Origin of the sequence: Paenibacillus hubeiensis (assembly GCF_032334105.1) — a bacterium.
GTDB lineage: Bacteria > Bacillota > Bacilli > Paenibacillales > Paenibacillaceae > Paenibacillus > Paenibacillus hubeiensis.
On the sequence record NZ_JAVYAE020000003.1, the window covers coordinates 455,640 to 473,196 of the forward strand.

17 protein-coding genes are annotated in these 17,557 nt (G+C 52.4%); 4 read left to right on the forward strand and 13 right to left on the reverse strand.

The window, feature by feature from the left end:
• Window positions 1-280: 280 nt before the first annotated feature.
• Window positions 281-865, reverse strand: coding sequence for an esterase/lipase family protein (locus RSX24_RS12065; protein WP_438286824.1), 585 nt, complete (start codon window positions 863-865; stop codon window positions 281-283).
• A 157-nt stretch (window positions 866-1,022) separates the two neighbouring features.
• The gene (locus RSX24_RS12070) at window positions 1,023-1,421 is read right to left on the reverse strand and encodes a winged helix-turn-helix transcriptional regulator (protein ID WP_339278056.1); all 399 of its coding nucleotides are present in this window, start codon (window positions 1,419-1,421) and stop codon (window positions 1,023-1,025) included.
• A gap of 136 nt (window positions 1,422-1,557) precedes the next feature.
• Between RSX24_RS12070 and RSX24_RS12075 the strand changes: the two genes are divergently transcribed.
• Window positions 1,558-2,592, forward strand: coding sequence for a zinc-binding alcohol dehydrogenase family protein (locus tag RSX24_RS12075; RefSeq protein WP_343260727.1), 1,035 nt, complete (start codon window positions 1,558-1,560; stop codon window positions 2,590-2,592).
• Between the two features lie 86 nt (window positions 2,593-2,678).
• Here the strand turns inward: RSX24_RS12075 and RSX24_RS12080 are convergent, their stop codons facing one another.
• From RSX24_RS12080 to RSX24_RS12125, 10 genes are all read right to left on the reverse strand, one after another.
• Entirely contained in the window at window positions 2,679-3,899 is a 1,221-nt protein-coding gene (locus RSX24_RS12080) for a hypothetical protein (protein WP_343260728.1), read from the reverse strand.
• A 267-nt stretch (window positions 3,900-4,166) separates the two neighbouring features.
• Window positions 4,167-5,342, reverse strand: a complete 1,176-nt coding sequence (gene cntE / locus RSX24_RS12085; protein ID WP_343260729.1) for a staphylopine family metallophore export MFS transporter CntE — start codon at window positions 5,340-5,342, stop codon at window positions 4,167-4,169.
• Window positions 5,343-5,427: 85 nt separating this feature from the next.
• Window positions 5,428-6,183: an ABC transporter ATP-binding protein gene (locus RSX24_RS12090; protein WP_343260730.1), complete on the reverse strand. Its 756-nt coding sequence runs from the start codon at window positions 6,181-6,183 to the stop codon at window positions 5,428-5,430.
• Window positions 6,149-6,991 (reverse strand): staphylopine uptake ABC transporter ATP-binding protein CntD, encoded by an 843-nt coding sequence (gene cntD, locus RSX24_RS12095; RefSeq protein ID WP_343260731.1) that lies wholly within the window; start codon window positions 6,989-6,991, stop codon window positions 6,149-6,151. Before cntD ends, RSX24_RS12090 begins: the two co-directional genes overlap by 35 nt.
• Window positions 6,972-7,856, reverse strand: coding sequence for a staphylopine uptake ABC transporter permease subunit CntC (cntC, locus tag RSX24_RS12100; protein WP_236413805.1), 885 nt, complete (start codon window positions 7,854-7,856; stop codon window positions 6,972-6,974). Before cntC ends, cntD begins: the two co-directional genes overlap by 20 nt.
• 2 nt (window positions 7,857-7,858) lie before the next feature.
• On the reverse strand, window positions 7,859-8,794 hold the full coding sequence (opp1B, locus tag RSX24_RS12105; protein ID WP_343260892.1) for a nickel/cobalt ABC transporter permease: 936 nt from the start codon (window positions 8,792-8,794) through the stop codon (window positions 7,859-7,861).
• 10 nt (window positions 8,795-8,804) lie between these two features.
• Window positions 8,805-10,445, reverse strand: coding sequence for a staphylopine-dependent metal ABC transporter substrate-binding lipoprotein (cntA, locus tag RSX24_RS12110; protein WP_343260732.1), 1,641 nt, complete (start codon window positions 10,443-10,445; stop codon window positions 8,805-8,807).
• Between the two features lie 54 nt (window positions 10,446-10,499).
• Window positions 10,500-11,825 (reverse strand): opine metallophore biosynthesis dehydrogenase, encoded by a 1,326-nt coding sequence (locus RSX24_RS12115; protein ID WP_343260733.1) that lies wholly within the window; start codon window positions 11,823-11,825, stop codon window positions 10,500-10,502.
• A gap of 47 nt (window positions 11,826-11,872) precedes the next feature.
• Entirely contained in the window at window positions 11,873-12,670 is a 798-nt protein-coding gene (locus RSX24_RS12120; RefSeq protein WP_343260734.1) for an SAM-dependent methyltransferase, read from the reverse strand.
• The gene (locus RSX24_RS12125) at window positions 12,658-13,542 is read right to left on the reverse strand and encodes a histidine racemase CntK family protein (protein WP_343260735.1); all 885 of its coding nucleotides are present in this window, start codon (window positions 13,540-13,542) and stop codon (window positions 12,658-12,660) included. The genes RSX24_RS12120 and RSX24_RS12125 overlap by 13 nt, the downstream gene beginning before the upstream one ends.
• A gap of 309 nt (window positions 13,543-13,851) precedes the next feature.
• Here RSX24_RS12125 and RSX24_RS12130 point away from each other — a divergent pair, with 309 nt between their 5' ends.
• The 3 genes from RSX24_RS12130 (at window position 13,852) to RSX24_RS12140 (ending at window position 17,000) form a co-directional block, all read left to right on the forward strand.
• Window positions 13,852-14,502 carry a bZIP transcription factor gene (locus RSX24_RS12130; protein ID WP_236413800.1) on the forward strand — a complete coding sequence of 217 codons (651 nt, stop codon included), beginning with the start codon at window positions 13,852-13,854 and terminating at the stop codon, window positions 14,500-14,502.
• A 282-nt stretch (window positions 14,503-14,784) separates the two neighbouring features.
• On the forward strand, window positions 14,785-15,693 hold the full coding sequence (locus tag RSX24_RS12135) for an ArsR/SmtB family transcription factor (RefSeq protein ID WP_236413798.1): 909 nt from the start codon (window positions 14,785-14,787) through the stop codon (window positions 15,691-15,693).
• Window positions 15,694-15,743: 50 nt separating this feature from the next.
• Window positions 15,744-17,000 carry an MFS transporter gene (locus RSX24_RS12140; protein WP_343260736.1) on the forward strand — a complete coding sequence of 419 codons (1,257 nt, stop codon included), beginning with the start codon at window positions 15,744-15,746 and terminating at the stop codon, window positions 16,998-17,000.
• A 126-nt stretch (window positions 17,001-17,126) separates the two neighbouring features.
• On the opposite strand, the gene RSX24_RS12145 is transcribed toward RSX24_RS12140, so the two are convergent.
• On the reverse strand, window positions 17,127-17,525 hold the full coding sequence (locus RSX24_RS12145; protein ID WP_438286815.1) for an RDD family protein: 399 nt from the start codon (window positions 17,523-17,525) through the stop codon (window positions 17,127-17,129).
• Window positions 17,526-17,557: the final 32 nt, after the last annotated feature.

Genomic DNA, 17,557 nt, shown 5'->3' on the forward strand with positions numbered 1-17,557 from the left:
CCCTTTTGCAATGGATGATGGGATTGATGAGCTGGTTCTGTGGTTCACATGTTAAGGGTCCGATACCTGCGCATCAATCGTGCAATCCTCCGCCGCATGAACCAATTCACCTGGGCACCCTGTTCTGGAAGATCGGTTCATTCGGTGGAATATCGGTTGGTTATGACACCGAGCAGGCAGACATGTAAAAAAGACATGCAAAAACACGGCTGCTTCAAGCAGCCGTGTTGGACATGGAGATTTGCGAGAGCTTTTTAACTTTAGGTGCGTAGAGTTTCAACTATTCGTTCAAAGCGGTTTTGATCAAACCGTTCACCCGCGAGTTGAACAGCAGTCCGACATGGGACACGAGGGAAACCGGAATGTTCGTAGCACCTTCCAGCCGGGAAAGCACAGGCGACACGATCGTGTCGTTCAAGGAATAGATCGAGGTCACCGAAATGCCTTGCGGCGCGGTATTGGTCGTAAGGCGATTCGCTCCGCCAAGCGTTACAAGCTTGTCCACCTTGGACGCTCCGCCGCGGTTCAATATGTAATACAGACTGTTCGCTCCGCCCATACTGTGAGCCACAATGTTCACTTTCGAATGGCCGGTTTGGCGCAGCACGTCATCAACGAATTGGCTGATCGCTGCCGAATTCAACAGTTGGTTGCCCTGTTTGCTCGGCAGATCAATGGCGAACAATTCGTCTTTCGACCAGCCTTGGCTGCGCAAATAACTTTCAATGAACGTAAAATTGCTATCCGAACCTGTTAGACCGTGGACAAAAACAACGGGCGTTCGTGCCGTTGCCGCCGCTGCCCTTTCGGTCTGGCCCAGCCCGGTGAAGGCCAAGACCAACATCATGCTCATAAAAACAAGCATAAATTTACTTTTTTTCACTTATAACACTCTCCTCCTTTATTTTTACATTTATATACTATAAGTAAATATTTGGAATTTGAATAGTTCAAACGCCTTATTTTTCAACAAGCCATCCTTCGTCTACGATCTAACTTTTTAGCTTTGCGAAACCGATCCGCTACATCGAATCAGGCACCGACTTCACAGCGGACTCCGCATGTTCGGAAGCCGCACCCGACAACTTTTTGTACTTTTCCCCCCAGATTTTCATTTCCGTAATGATCGGCACTAACGTACGACCGAATTCCGAAAGCGAATATTCCACTTTGGGAGGAACTTGCTGATACACTTCGCGATGCACGACGCCATCTTCCTCGAGCTCCCGAAGCTGAAGGGTCAACATTCTTTGGGTAATGGCAGGACAAATCCTCCGGAATTCATTAAATCGTTTGGGGCCTTCGATCATATGGTACAAAAGCACCCCTTTCCATTTGCCGCCGATGACGTCCAACGTATATTCCACCGGGCAGCCTTCTTCATTCGGGCAATAGCCGTATCCGGATTTACGGTCACGCATTTTGCAGCCTCCTCTTTTCCTGGTATACAAATGTATACTACATAACATTAATGTGCGTACTATTCATGGTAGTTGATATGCGTTATATTTACAACCATAAATCAATAATACATGCATATCCGAGGAGGAAACCATAATGTCAACCAAACAAATGAAAGCCGTTGGACTACTGAACTATTTGCCAATCGAACACCCTGAAAGCCTGCTGGACGTGGTGATCGATGCACCTGTGCCTACAGGGAGGGATTTGCTGATCCGAGTCAAAGCCATCTCCGTCAATCCCGTCGACGTTAAAGTGCGGGCACCCAAAAATCGGACCGAAGGCACGCCAAGAGTGCTCGGCTGGGACGTTGCAGGCGTGGTCGAGCAAGCCGGACCGGAAGCTTCGCTGTTCAAACCCGGCGATGAAGTCTACTACGCAGGCAGCATTGCCCGCCCTGGAGGGAATAGCGAGCTCCATCTCGTCGACGAGAGAATCGTCGGCAGCAAACCGACAACGCTGGATTTTGCGCATGCAGCCGCTCTGCCGTTAACTGCCATTACCGCATGGGAAGGACTATTCGACCGCTTGGGCATAACCGCAGACAAAGAGCGCAACGAAGGCAAAACGATTCTAATCATCGGCGCGGCGGGCGGCGTCGGTTCCATCGCAACGCAGCTGGCCAAATACGCCGGATTGACCGTGATCGGTACGGCTTCTCGTCCCGAATCGTCCGACTGGGCCAGATCGATGGGAGCCGACCATATCATCAACCATTACGAACCATTCGTTCCCCAGCTTCAAGCGATGGGCTTCGAACACGTTGACCACATTTTTTGTCTGAACAGCACGGAGAAGCATTGGGCCAACATGGCCGAGGCTATTGCCCCGCAAGGGAAGATCTGCTCCATTGTGGAGACGGATGAGCTGCTCGACCTGACCTTGCTCAAAAACAAAAGCGCAACGTTTGCCTGGGAGCTGATGTTCACCAGACCGATGTTCCAGACGGCGGATATGATAGAACAGCACAACCTGTTAAACGAAGTTTCCCGCATGGTCGACGAGGGCCGTTTGCGGACCACGGTGGCAAAAATCTACTCCCCGATCAACGCAGCCAATCTGCGAAAAGCCCATGCCATATTGGAAGAAGGCCGTATGACAGGCAAAATCGTGATTGAACGCTTCGAGTAACACTCCCTTCGTTCCTGTCCTTGTCTCTGGAGTGCATCTCCTGACCAAGGGCAGGAACGATTACACTTGACGGCAAAAAGCCGCCATCATGGCGACTCCCCAAATGGATCCTCAATTTCTTCCCATTGCCCGGTGAATACATCCAGTTTGATGGTGAATTGCCGATCGTTGTGCTTCACCCGCCCGAACAAATATCCATCACCGATGAATCCTTCGATCCATTCCCGGTTAACCGGCTGCAAATCGGCAGCTTCCAGCAAAGGCCCGGCCAACTTATACAGCTCAGCCTGATACTGTGTGCCATTCGTGATTTTCGCAAGATCTGGCGCATCCTTGTTGACAAGGCTTTTCAGCGGGCTTCCGGAAGTGCTGTCATGCACCGTGCCCGTCATCGGATTGACCTTCATCACCATGGCCTCGGCATCCTGGTCTTTTTTGACGAATGTCACGGTATACTGATCATCCGTCTGTTTGACCCTCCACTCATCGTTCGGCAGCCAGTGCTGCAGCAAGACGTTGATATCTTCCTCGTTTAGCGGCGTCTCCATAAAGTAAGCGCTATGGAGTTCTACATTCGCGATATGAAGATCATGTCCGTAATCGACCACAACCTGCAGCGGAAATTCCGAAATGGAGGCCTGGCCATCGAGTTTTGCCCGCAATCGCCCATCCACCACCTCATAATATACGATGGAGCCAAAACCGACCCTTTTTCCCCAAGCTCCCTCTTCATAGTCGTACACCTTGCTCAAATGTTTACCGTCCAGCTCTGCATGGACATACGTTTTCCCGGACTCATGCTTCACGGAAGAAATAACCCTCTTATTTAACGCTTGGATGGGGTCCTCCACCGCCAGTTCCTCCAGCGTGTTTGAATTCAAAATATGAACTTCATAAATGGAGATCCCGGTTCCCCTGCCGGCATTCATATTTACGACAATCTCCCGCTCTCCGTCCCCATTCACGTCAACTTCCTCAATCGTCGGCGGGCGATTCGCATCCATATCGGCGTTCCAGAGAAACGTTTTCTGGACATCTCCCCGCAAATCCACCGTAATTGCACGCTGCATCTTGCTCCCTTTCTTGGCCGGCGTCGTGATAACGATCCCGTTATTCTCGCCTAAAACGACCGATTCAACGGCAGCATCGTTAGGCTTTCTCGTCTCGAGCTGGGTCACCTCACGTTCTGTTTCTACCTGCACCGAAGTCGGTTTCGCATTGGACAACGAACAACCGTTTAATACCAGAGCTAGAGCAGCCGCTCCGCACAACGCCTTTTTCCATCGTTTATTCTTCGACTCGTCCACGATCATGATCAACTCCATACTAAGAAATCGACTTGCATTATATTCCATTCCTTTCTATATAATGAACGTCTCCAATCATGAAGTGGTTGTCTCTAAAGTCGGGAACATGTCGAAAAAGTCATCGGATCGGGATTTGACATCCGCCCGGGACGATGCAGAATCAAAAAAACGACAGATATCAGGCAGCTTTCATAAACAAACCCCTTCAACGTTTCAGCGTTTTTTCAAACCATGAAATCATACTGCCGCTCCAATGCACGCAAGACATCAGCGGCGATAGGCAACAGGCAGCATGACCAGACCGAGCACGGCACATACGATGAACATTTGGGCATAATTGGCGGCATCCGCCACCATTCCCATCACCATGCCGCCAAGCGAAATGCCCAAATCGGCCGTGGCGATAAATAAGCCAAGCAGCACATTCCGATCTTCTGCAGGAAGCACGAACGATAAATGCGTGGTGAGTGCAGGGTAAAGAATCGCTTGCGCGATGCCCATCGGCACTGCCCCCAAATATAAAAAGGCAGCACCGCCGCCGGCAGCGTAACTAATGCTCAAGGCCGAAAGGGAGATTAGCGTCATCATGCCCATGATCAAGGGGGCACTCCACCGTGCCCCGGAAGGCAGCTTTTTCCCCCAGAACAACCGGGCGGCAACGACGACCGCAGCCTGTATGCCGAGGTACCCACCCGCATTGGCCCCATCCACCTCTTGCGCGTATAACGGCATAAAAGCCGTGACCGCCCCGAACACGACGGATGCCGACAACATCAGCATGCCGCAAGTTCGCAGTGCAGGCTGCTTCACCAGCTGAGCGAACATGCCCCACATGCTCCGCTGTGCCATCTTTCCGCCAAACGCTTTGCTATTCTTGTCAGGGTGCTCCTGTTGGTCCGAGCAAATCGTATATCCGAATATCGCCGTCGCCACGGCAATCACGATCAGAAGCACCGAAAAAGACGGCATGCCTCCGCTTTGCCACAAGGCAATAGCCAGAAAGGGAACCATGATGCCGGGAATGTAACTGAACAGGGAATACATCGAGATGCCTTGCGCGCGATCGTTGTCAGGCAAGGCTTCGATGATGCCGATTTGCAGGGCCATGGAAAAAAAGGCCGTGCACACGCCCTGTAACGAACGGGCAGCTATATAGCCGCCAATGCCCGTAAATGTATACAAAATCAAAGCTGCTCCGTTGAGCAGCAGAATCATACGAAGTATTTTGACGGCCCCGTGCCTCTGAATGATGCGGCCTGCCCACGGGCGAAAAAACATCGTGGTCAGCATGTACGCGCCCATGATCAGGCCAACCGTCGCGCTGCTTGCGTCCCATGCGGCGCCTTGGAGCGGAATGATGACGTTCAGCACCGCATTGGCACTGAAATAGAGCAGCGTGAGCAGATACAGGCGCATGAAAGGCCAAGCTAAAGCTCCATTCACCCATGTTCCTCCTTCAAAATGGTTGACTGTGATTGCGTCATTGCGACTATGCGCAAAACTCGAAGGAAATCCCCTGCGGCCCCGCTCATAATACGATCGAGGATGCCAACAGCCGCCGGGCGTAATCGGACCGAACCTGTCCCAGCTTCGACACGTCGACCGTTTCTTCAATCCGTCCCGACTTGAGTATCACAAGCCGCTCGCACAGATAGGCCGCCGCCTGAATGTCATGTGTGATGAAAACATAACCCATGCCATACGTTTCCTTCAGTTGTTTCAACAGCTCGAGCACCTGTGCCTGAACGGATACGTCCAGCGAACTGATCGCCTCATCCATGACAACGAATTGCGGCCGGGTCAATACCGCCCGGGCGATACAGACGCGCTGGGCCTCGCCGCCGGACAGTTCATGCGCATATTTTTTGCGGTATGCCGGACTTAACCCCACCTGTTCAAGCCAGAAGTCCAGACGTTCCGGCAGCTCCTGGCGATATGCGCTTGACCGTGGAAGGGCTGCGACCGGTTCGCATAACGCTTGTTCCACCGTATAAAAAGGATGGATCGACGACGTGTAGTCCTGAAAAACGGCGCTGACCCTGCCCGCACGCACGGACCTGCGGGAGACGGGCAGTCCCTCCAGCAGCACCTTGCCCGAATCGGGGCGTTCGATGCCCAAGAGCAGGCGTCCGATCGTGGATTTGCCGCTGCCGCTCTCCCCGATTATTCCCAAGCACTCGCCTGGTGCAACGGATAGATGGATGTCCCTTAAGATGTGCTGACGCTTTCTGAATAACATTCCCCCAGCACTATAATACTTTTCGACGCCGTTCATTCTCAGCATATCCGCCCTCCTCCAACATTGCTTTGAACGGTTCCGTGAGCTGGCGCCGGGTGTGAATCAGATGCTGCGTATAAGGATGGCGCGGATGAGACAAGACATTCCCGGCATCCCCTTCCTCCACGATTCTTCCTTGTCTCATCACCAAAATCCGGTCAGCCATCGTGCGCACCACGCCCAGATCATGCGAGATCAGCAGCATCGCGCAGCCGATGCGCGCCTTCAATTGTCGGAGCTGCACCAGCACCTCGTATTGGGAAAGGGCGTCCAGTGCGGTTGTCGGTTCGTCCGCGATGATCAACTCCGGTTCCAGCAGCAGGGATAGCGCAATCATCAGACGCTGCAGCATGCCTCCCGAAAGCTCATGAGGGTATTTATTCAGAACGTCCTTGGCAGGCCGCAGTTGGACCTGCGCCAGGGCGATTTCCGCCCGTTCATCGACTTGCCTGCGCGTCCAGCCCATGTGCCGCCCCAGCGTTTCCCTGAAATGAACGCGAACTTTGCAGGACGGATCGAAGGCATTCATGCCATTCTGCATGACCAGGCTGATGCGCCTCCCCCTTTGCTCCCTCATGGCCCTCTCCGGCAGGTCAGACAAGCCTTCGCCTTGAAAACGGATCTCGCCGGATTGCCGAATAGACGGATCATGGAGCCTCAGGATCGAGCGGCAGGTCATCGACTTGCCGCTGCCGCTCTCGCCCACAATGGCCAGGCATTCTCCGGCGGCCAGCCGGAAAGAACTGTCGTGCACGATGACGTGTCCGCTCTTCGCGTCCCATACCCGCAAACGATCAACTTCCAGCATATTCATACGTTCCACGCTCCTTTTTTACTTCTTTCCTTTGCCGGGAGGAAGCCAATTTGGGATCCAAGGCCGCCTGTAATCCATCTGCCGCAAAATTGAACGCACAGACGACGAGAATGATCGCAAGTCCCGGAGCAACCATCAATTCGGGCTTCGAAAACATAACATCCCTTGCTTCACCCAGCATCATCCCCCATTCCGCCGTCGGCGCCTGTACGCCGAGCCCGAGAAACGACAGGCCCGACACTTGCAAAATCATGGAGCACATCGAACTGCTGGCGACCACGGCGATGTCGGCCAGCGCCATCGGCAGCATATGTTTGCGTAGAATGCGGAAATGCCCGATCCCCGCAGCCTTGGCGAACTTTACGTATCCCGCTTCCGAATGCTGCATGACGGATGTCCGAATTACCCGTGCGAACCAAGCCCATTTTGAAATGACAAAGGCGAGCAAAATGTTTTCCAGGCCAGGCCCGAGCAGCCCCACCACCGCCAGCGTCGTGACATAACCCGGAAAGGAAAGCATGACATCGCATGCCCGCATCACGATGCTGTCGATCCTTCCCTTGAAATAACCGGCGGCCAGACCCGCGAACGTTCCGATGCCAAGCGATATGCCCAGCGTGGCCAGCACCCCGAGCAAACTCGGCCGAATCCCGTAGATAAGCCGCGACAGCACGCATCGGCCCAGATGATCGTTGCCGAGCGGATATGCCCAGGAAGGCGGCGCGTAACGCAGGCTCATGTCGACGGCATCCGGCGCATGCGGCGATACCCACGGAGCGAGCAGTCCCGCCAGCATGACCAGGCCCAACCATGACAAACAGATGCAGGCAAGCTTGTCTTGGCTCAAACGGCGAACGATGTTCATGTTTATGATGCCTCCTTCCGCCACCGCGGATTGAGAGCGGCATGGATCAGATCGGACAGTGCGTTAAACGCGACAAAAGTGACTGCCAATACGAGCACGTAGGCCTGAATCACGGGCAAGTCCCTGCCCAATATGGCTTTGACGGCCAATCTGCCCGCTCCCGGCCAGGCAAACACGTTTTCGATGACCACGGTGCCGCCAAGGATGATGGGGACGGACATGCAGAAGATCGATACGGCCACCTGCAGCGAATTGCGAAGAACATGTTTCAGAATCGTGCCTTCGGACAATCCGCAAGCACGGCCATACCGAACGTAACCTTCATGCAGGTTGGCAAGCATGGCACTGCGGACGTTGCGAAAATACAAGCCGACGTACCCCGAGGCAATGACAAACACGGGCAATATGTAGCCAAGATATGAATCCATGCCGCTCGTCGGCAGCAAATCCAGCTTCACGGAGAAATACCAGATGCATAGCGAAGCAAGCCAGTATGAAGGCATCGCCGTCAGCAGAAACGTCACTCCCCTGACGGAAAGGTCCAGCGTTCGTCCTTCATTCAGCGCGCAAACCACGCCGAAGAACACCGACAGCAGGATGATGAGCAGGCACGATATTAACGTCAGCTTGACCGTATTCCACAGCGCTGGTCCCAGCATGGACCAGACCGGCTGCCCGGACACGTAGGATTCTCCGAAGTTGAGCCGCAAGCCGTCACCCAGCCACTGCGCATACCTGACCAACAACGGCTGGTCCATCCCCAAGCGTTCGCGCGTCTGTTCCAGCAGCGGTTCCGTAATTTCCGGAACTTCTTGCGCCCGCAGCACCATTTCCGCCGGATCCATCGGCGAAAGATTCACAAGCAGAAACGCAAGCAAAGAGATGACAAACAACAGCGGCACGGTGAGCGCCATTCGTTTAATCATATAACTCCCCATCGTCTGCGGCCTATCGTACGAACATCTGCTCAAAAGGCAGCTCGTATTGGGACTGTTTGAAAGCAATGCCTTGAAGCTCGCTTGGGGCAACGATGCTTACGCGGCCATAGGTCAGCGGAATGAATACGGCCTCGTCGTGCACGATGCCGAGAATGTCGGCGTATAGCGATTTCCGCTTCCCTTCCTCCGTGGACACCATCACATCGTCGATCTTCTGATATAGCTGTTGCGCTTCCGCGATGCCGCTGGTGGCATGTCGGTACGCAGACGCCGACGTGAATGCCGAGATCGTGCTCTGCGGATCATACGCGAGGCCCCAAGTCTGGTTGAACAACAAATCATAATCGCCGCTTGCCCTGCGGCTTGCAATGGACGATGACTCCTCGCCCACGAGTTTCAGTTCCATACCCACGCTTTTAAGACTATGCTGGATGAACTCGGACATCGCTTTCTGGGCCGGCGCATTGCTGTCATAATACAAATTCATCGTCAGCGGCGCACCTTGCTTCGTGCGGATCGTGCCGTTCGCATCGGCTTTCCATCCCGCTTGGTCCAGCAATTCCGCCGCTTTCGCTTGATCGAAGCTTCTTGCCTCCAACTCCACGTCCGCATCGTTGACATTGGGGGAGAACAGCGTATTGGCAGGCAGCTCGGTCCCTTCGGTCAGCCCCGAACTGATCGCTTCGCGGTCGATGGACAGCCAGATGGCTTGACGCACGGCCGTTTCCGCGGCGGGGCTGCCCGATTTTCCCGTGTTGGCCACGATCATGCGCGTGTTCATCGGCTCGCTGCGAACGATCTGGTACGTTCCAGACTGGATCAGCTGATCCATCGCCTGCACGTCCAAACTATCCGCTCCCCGATCGTCGGTAAAAACAAAATTGACTTCGCCCTTTTGAAGGGCAAGGAACGTGGTCTCTCCCGCCGGAAGCACCTTTGCCGTAATTTTTGGGATTTGCGGCACGTTGCCCCAATAGTTTTCGTTGGCTTCGAACACGGCATATTCATCCGGTTTATGCTCCGTGATCCGGTAAGGGCCTGTTCCATGAAATCCGTTTACGCCATCTTTCGTCCCGCCGTCCTTGAAATCGTTGGGCGACAAAAACACGTATGGACGCGTCATGGACAATTCGGCCAATGCCGGGTAATACGGTTCGCTCAATTTAATCTTGAGCGTGTGTTCGTCCACCGCTTCGATGGTTTGAATTTTGGTGGATAATTTGATCCAGCTGTGCTTCTCGGCGTTGGCCTGCACCGCATCCATGTTTTGCTTTGCGGCGTCCGCGGTGAACGGCGTGCCGTCATGGAATTGAACCCCTTTTCTCAAATGGAACGTATAGGTCAAGCCGTCCTCCGTGATGTCCCAGGACTCCGCCAGCAGCGGCTTGATGCCCTCGGAGGTGTTCTCCACGAGAGATTCATACACCATGCCCTGCGCCGACATCGACCCGGTGTACAGGTGAGGGTTCATGTCCTGGATATCCTTGGCAGTCGCGTAGACCAATTCGAATGGCCGTGCGGCATCCTCCGGCGAACTTGCCGTTTGGTTGACCGTCTCTCCTTGTCCTGAAGTTGTACCGCACCCTGCAAGAAATAGCGATGCGATGAGCAGCAATGCTGCTAATTTGGGGATATGCCTGATTGATAACACCTTGATTCCTCCTGATTCGATTTCATGATAGGTCATGGCTGCCGTGACCGGCAGCTATATGGATTGCGCGGAACCATCGTTCTTTCTGATCATCGGATCGCTGCAGATCATGTCGACGTGATCATCGAAGCTGCACGCAGCAAAGGCTCGGGATAACGGGAACGGGGCATGAATGGCCGCAGCGCGTTCCAAGGCAGATTCGTACCTTGCGATCAAACGGTCCATCACCGGACTGGCTGCGCCGAGGCGTCGGGCCATGCCGCGAATGATTTTGATGCGATAGTAATCCTCCTTCGGCATTCGGGGAATATCCAGCTTCCCTTCCTTGTTTACGTAAGTCTGGCGAATCGGCACGGCCGAGAAATCAAAGTATTTCCCCTCGGGATCGGGATCGGAAAACGGATCGATCAGCAATGAGGCATAACGGACGTACAGTAGATATTGCTGATGGATCGGCTCCAGCTCCGTAAAACGTTCGATATCTTCCCGCGCCAAGCTCTCCGGACGGACAGGATAGCTGTCCTCGTTCATGCACGCGAGCAGATTCAATTTTGGAAGCGATAAACGCTCCGTGATGTCCATGATTTCTTTCCAATACTCCAGCATTTCTTCAATCAACCGTATGGTGATCGGTCCTTCCGGAAAAAGCTTGTAGACGTATCGCCTTGGAGCGGATGCGTGAAATACGGCTTCCAAAGCGACATCGTTCATAAACAGCGGCGGATGAACGTACAGCGAAATGTTGCGCGTCTCGGCCGCAAGCGGCGTTCCTGCATCCTGCAATTGAATGCCGAGCCGCGAAAACAGCCCGGTCAAGCGTACCACGTTAGGCGATGCCGGGGCAGTCGAGCCGATGTATACCTTTTTCTTGATGCCTGCCGTCAGAACCTGGAATGAAGGGGTGCCTTCCTTCCATCGCGTATCCCCGAAATACGTGGAAAAACTGATGATCTCCACTTGATCATGGCCCCTGTTACGCATATAATGACTGACCAAACTGCCCGAACCGAATGTGGGCGACACCAGAATGACGCACCGAAGCTGGCGCAGAACAGAAGAATCCATCTGCTCAAGTACTTCGCAGTAGGCATCTGTCGTAACGGCTAGAACGAGCACATCCCACCGTTCATCAATGTCCGCATAGCGCGGATACACTTGGTCAAGCCTGCACTCTCCTTGCATTCGGCGATGCGATTCGTTCTGTGTTTCCGCTCGGACGGTCCCACGACTCTCCGCCAACGCCGCGAACAGGATCGACGAGCCTGCAGACTCCCTGCCTGCCAGTGCAACGGCGCAGCTGCCTTGCTGGTTCATGGTTACAGCCAGCTGAATGGCGGCAGGACCCGTTCCAGCGATCAACACACGTTCAAATGGATTCATTCGAAACCTCATCCATCCTTTCTTGGTCTATTTTTTCTTCCTTAACGTTACGGAACCTTTCGATACAAGGCGACATCGAACACATCGCGGGGTTGCAAAATGCAGCCTTCGAGCCTCCACGCCCGTTCATCCACTTCCTGCATCGGATAATTAAACAGGGACTTCAGCCCGTCTCCATAGCGCATTGCAACCACGATTTCCGAAGAAGTCAGCGGGTGGAGCCGATGGAGCATTTCGTATTTCTCGGGCACGGTGGAACTGAAAATAATATGCGTAATCCGGTCCATACCGGCCAGGTCATCCAAGGGCGATGACGAGAAGGAGACGTTCAGCTCCGGTCCAAGGGTATGGATGACATTTTTGCCAAGCGCAAGCGCATCTTCATCGATATCGATGCCGACGACCTCGGCTCCGGTTCGTCTCGCAATCATCAACGGGGTCATAGGAAATGCGCCCGAACCGACCATGAGCACTCTAGATTCGGACGTCAGGCGAAAACTGCCGAACTCCTTTTCGATGCAAGCTTCGATGTTTTGGAAGTAGTCGTCGATCCGCATCTCCCCACGCTCCAGCTTCCAGGCCCGATACTTTTCCATCATGCTCACGCAGCGGGCGGAAATTTGCCTGAGCTCTGCCCCCAGTCTTCTTGACGTGGCCGGCTTCTCATACAGCAGCCTGGTCCACAAAGCTTCATTTCTTTCATTGGTAATAAAGCCCGAATATTCATTGATGATGTGCTCCAACCGTACTCCATGCCCTGCGCTTCCATCGAATTCGCGGGCCAAATCGGTGAATGATTCCATGAAGGAATGCAGCTCGCGCTGAAAATCGATCATCGTTGCCATGCGATACCGACCTCCTCCTTTTCTGCTGTTTCGCCGACATGAACATATGCTTTCCCTTGTGCAACGATACCTACGCTGCCTTCGATGCGGACGGATGTGACCTCACCGTCCGTGTACGAAGCCTCCGCTTCAATGATGCCGCCAGGCTGCTTGACTTGCACGCTGACATGACTCCGAAGCTTCCATGCCAGGTACGCTCCTATGGAAGCCGTCCCGGAGCCGCATCCCCGTTCCCAGACCAGGCTGTCGAGCGTTCTGACATAGATCAACGGGGCCATTTGCCTAATGTCGGCTTGATACAGCATGATCCCGACAAGCGATTGACCCGTCGTTTTGCCCAGCAAACGAGCCAACTCTTCCGCTTGGGACCGGATTGCCTCATTGAAAGATTGGATCTCCATAATGATATGGATGGCATCGCTATAGTTTAGCTTGACCATGTGCCATATCCTGCCGCCATACGAAACGTGGAAGGCTTCAAAGCCGACAGGGACAGGCATTTCAACCCGGCAGCGGTAATTCTCGCCTTCCCTTCTGACCCGGCAAGCCACCAAGCGATCGGTTCCCGAAACTTCCAGCATCAGTTCACCTTCATTCGGCCGGTCATCGTTGTTACCGGACCACAGCCATGCCGCCAAGGCCATACAGGCATTTCCGCAAAACTCGCCACCGGCCATTCGAAGAGCCGCGCTAGCCGAAATGATGCGGGGTTTCTCGATGAATCCGACCTGTTCGGCATGAAGATGGCCATATGCCATAAGTTCTTTGGCCGTTTGCAGTCGTTCAAGATCGTCTTCATAAATCGTTGTTACAAGAATCGTCATATTTTGCGTTGGATTAAATTTGACAAAATCGACTATTTGGTTCACCATATGACCTCGATTCTCCCCGCGCTTAATCGTAATTATTACTATTAACTGGTTGTAATATAGCATAGCGGCAGCAGCCCGTCAACATAAATTTCCATATATTCTTCTTATCCCCTCAGGGCAGCATGTTGTTCCGAATCGAATTTTTCTGATCCAATGAATGAATACCGAGAAGAGTGAACTCGGGAGCATGAATCGCCGTAATAGTTTCTTGGCCCTGTATTTTAATCAAATTTCAATAAAACGTAGAAAAATATTCCTAGGTCTGATAGACTATACAAATAAATATTTCCAGGAGGACTACATAACAAAATGAAAATTGCTACAGGAATTTTATTAGCTGCCACTTTATTGACGCTTACAGCTTGTTCTTCTACTCCAAGTACAGCAACGACAAGCACGCCGTCGGCCACGACTACGGATGCTTCAACAACAAGTGAAAATCAGACAGAGAACTCGAATGCGAGCGACACCGAAGAAACGAAACCAGAAGAAGTCGTTGAACAGAAACAAGAAGAAACGGTTACCCCACTCAAGAAAGGAGAAAAAGTAACCATTGAAAAATTTGCCGACATAACGGTGAGCGGAAGCAAAATTGCAAAAAAAATAGAGCCTTCCAACCCAGGAACTTTCTATACATATTACGAATCGAAAGAGGCAGACTCCACATACTTTGCCTTGACCATCAAAGCGAAAAACCTGAACACTGAAGGAATCGGTGCAGATGAAATTGCAGAGGTCAATTTGAAATTCGACAATCAATATGATTACAGAACGTTTAGTACCATTGAAAAGGGTGGCGGTGAAGACTTTACTTACACGAACATTACTACGATTGATCCGCTCAAATCAGGCACCCTTCTTTATCTTGTAGAAATTCCTAACGAAGTCGCCAAAAGCGACAAGCCGTTGAAGGCTGAAATCAAGATCCAGGATCAACTTTTCGAATACACCGTGAGATAGTGAGCTACTGGAATCTAAAAAAAAGAATACCTAAAGCACAAAAGAGCAGCGAGGTTCTCCTCCTGCTCTTTGTTTTGCAGTACGAATGAATGAATCATCCTTACTCCCTCTTTTTTGATAATCCCATCCTTTCCCCCACAATGATGGTTCGTAATAACCACCACCCTTAACTCATCTATTCGTGGAAATGGTAGTTGATACTTCTCTTATAGTTCGTATATAATAAAACAAAGAATTTGTTCTATAAATATAGAACCAATGAAAGAGAGGGCAACCATTCGCATGAACGACAACGTCGAGTTTGACTTTGCACCGATTTATGAATGTGTCAGCAGCATGACCGCTTTTATGAACAAACAAAATCATGGGGTTCTCGATCTAGGAAAACAATGGGTGCGTGATGTGCAAGACCGATTTGCACCGACAAAACTGCAGCAAATGCGGGAAATCATGAAGGCCACCGACGATTTCAGTCTTGCGCCTTATATCTGGAGCTGCCCGGGAGATCGATCGGTAGATGGCTTTTTGAATTGGTTGGAGGATTTGTCCACAGGGCAACTGTACGATATCGCTGCAAAGCTCAAGTTAACCGTCCCTTCCAATCTGCCGGAGCTGCGCAGTCGGACGGCCGAAGCCGTACGGGAATGGGACCGGCAATATTTTTCGCAGATTGATCCTGCCATTTTGGAAGGACTTGCGCGGGAAGCAGAAACGAGACGTTCCACATTGAACGGAAGCAATGGCCTTGAGGTTTACGAACAGGTTACCGCGGGCATGAGATTGTATCCTAGCGATGCACTGAAACAAGTGGTCCTGATTCCTCAATATCATGCCCGTCCCTTTGTTATTTCGGCGTTCTATGATGAAGTGATTTTCAGCAGCTATTCTTGCGATATTATGCCACCCGAACCGGGACGGCCGACAGATGCCCTTTTACGTCTGACGCGTGCATTGTCCGACGAAACCAGATTGTATATCCTGCGCCTGCTGGCTGGACAACAGCTGACCTTTACCGAGATCGTTCGTGACGTTAAATTGTCCAAAAGCACGATACACTACCATCTTATCGCTCTGCGGGCAGCAGGACTGGTCATCGTTCATTACGACCAAAAAAATACCGCGTACAGTCTGCGCCTTGAAGCACTGCATGATCTCCCGCAGCAAATCGGTTCATACATTCAAGGCAAATAGGAAAACATCCCGCCCCTTTCTGTGCAATACAACCAACTGGAGGAACCCGCATGCTCAAGCGAAGTTATTACGGCCTTCTGGCCACCATTACTCTTAGTTCGTTCGGTGATGCATTCGGCCTCTTGGCCATGGAATGGCTTGTGTACGAATTGACGGCATCCAAACTGGCTATGGGTGCCTTGGCACTCTGTTACGGCATTCCCGAACTGGTTTTTCGGCTGATCGGCTCTCCCCTATCCGATCGTTTGCACCGTGGCCGATTCATGGCCGGACTGGCTGCTGTACAATTGTTTGCCCTGCTTCTTCCTCTCGGCTTGGGCCTTGCAGGACAATTGCAATTATGGCAGTTATTTCTTGCTGCCGTATTAAGCGGTGCTTGTTCCGCATTGTTTATGCCTACAGCCATGGCAGTCGTCCCTGGAGTGGCGCAAGAACGCAAACTTGTACGGGCATTCGCCGTGATCGATGGCTGCCGTAATGCGGCAGCATTGTTGGGGCCTTCTTTGGCAGGGGCTGCCACCGCTGCCGCTGGGGCATTGCCGACGCTGGGCATCAATGCCGTTTGTTACATGATGGCCATTGGCTTCTTGTTATGTCTGCCTGCCATGCAGAAACCAAACACAATAACAGATAAATCCTTCTCGCTGCGGTCGTATATCAAAGACATTGGAGAAGGCTTCACGTTTTATCTGCGCTTTCCTGCCATGTTATCCATCATGGGGATGGTAGCCGTCAGCAACATGTCTTCCATTGCCATTTCGACCATGATGGTTCCTTTTGTCCGGGAGGTGCTGCACCGTGACGCCGCCACCCTTGGAACGCTGAGTACAGCTTCAGCCATTGGCACATTGGCAGGGCTGACCATCATCTCTTGGATGGGCGATGTTCAAAAAAGGAGGACCGTTATGCTTGGCAGTTTGGCTGCGATCGGTTTGTTCCATGTTTTGCTTGGGCTGTTCCCGACGTATCCCTCTGCGCTTGTTCTTCTATTTGCAACGGGTGTGGCCATCCCTTTCTTCGGATCGCTTAGCTCATCGCTGCACGGTACGCTCGTCCCCAGGCAGCTGCAAGGGCGCGTCAACTCCATCCGTTTTTTGATTGGCGGAGGATTGCAGCCTATTGGTGCCCTGGCAGGCGCAGCAATAGCCGAGCGTTATGGTTTGCCTTTTTTATTCATCGCCTTTGGACTTCTTCCTTTGGTATGCGCAACTTTAGCGATATGGCTGCCGAGTCTGAAAAAACTGGATGGAGACTTAACTAACCTACAGATTGTCACAGATGACAAGATGCATATAACAAGGAGTTAATACAAATCAAATCTTCTTGTTCTGTCTTATGCCGCAAAGTCATCCCCTTCCCTTTCATAAAAAGGATCAACGACAAAAACGCCGTTCGCATGCAGGAACGACGTTTTTGGTGCTTCGGTCTTTCCCCTAATCCCAGACCACTTCCGTGCCTGCGATAAAATCGTGAATGGCACGTTTATCCTCGCGTAAACCTACCATAAAGGCACTCACAATGATTCCGATTCCAAACGTAATGGCATAAACGATCCCGGCGACCAGGACGCGCAGCAGCATCGTGCCGATGGTCGGCGGCTCATGCGAGCCGTATTTCCGAATTCGTATTCCGCATATGCGCTTTCCAATCGTCCGGCCCTGCCAAAATACCGGCAGCAGCATCGAATACAGCCCGCTAAGAAGGTTCGCCACCGGGTTGTTGCTGTCATAATCTCCCGTAAGGATGCCTGCAATGACGGCCAAAGGCAGCGTGATGATGATGCTATCCAGAATGCTTGCAGCGAGTCTGACCCAAAAACCTGCGTTATACAATGGGATTCCTCCAAACTTGAAGTACTAAGGCG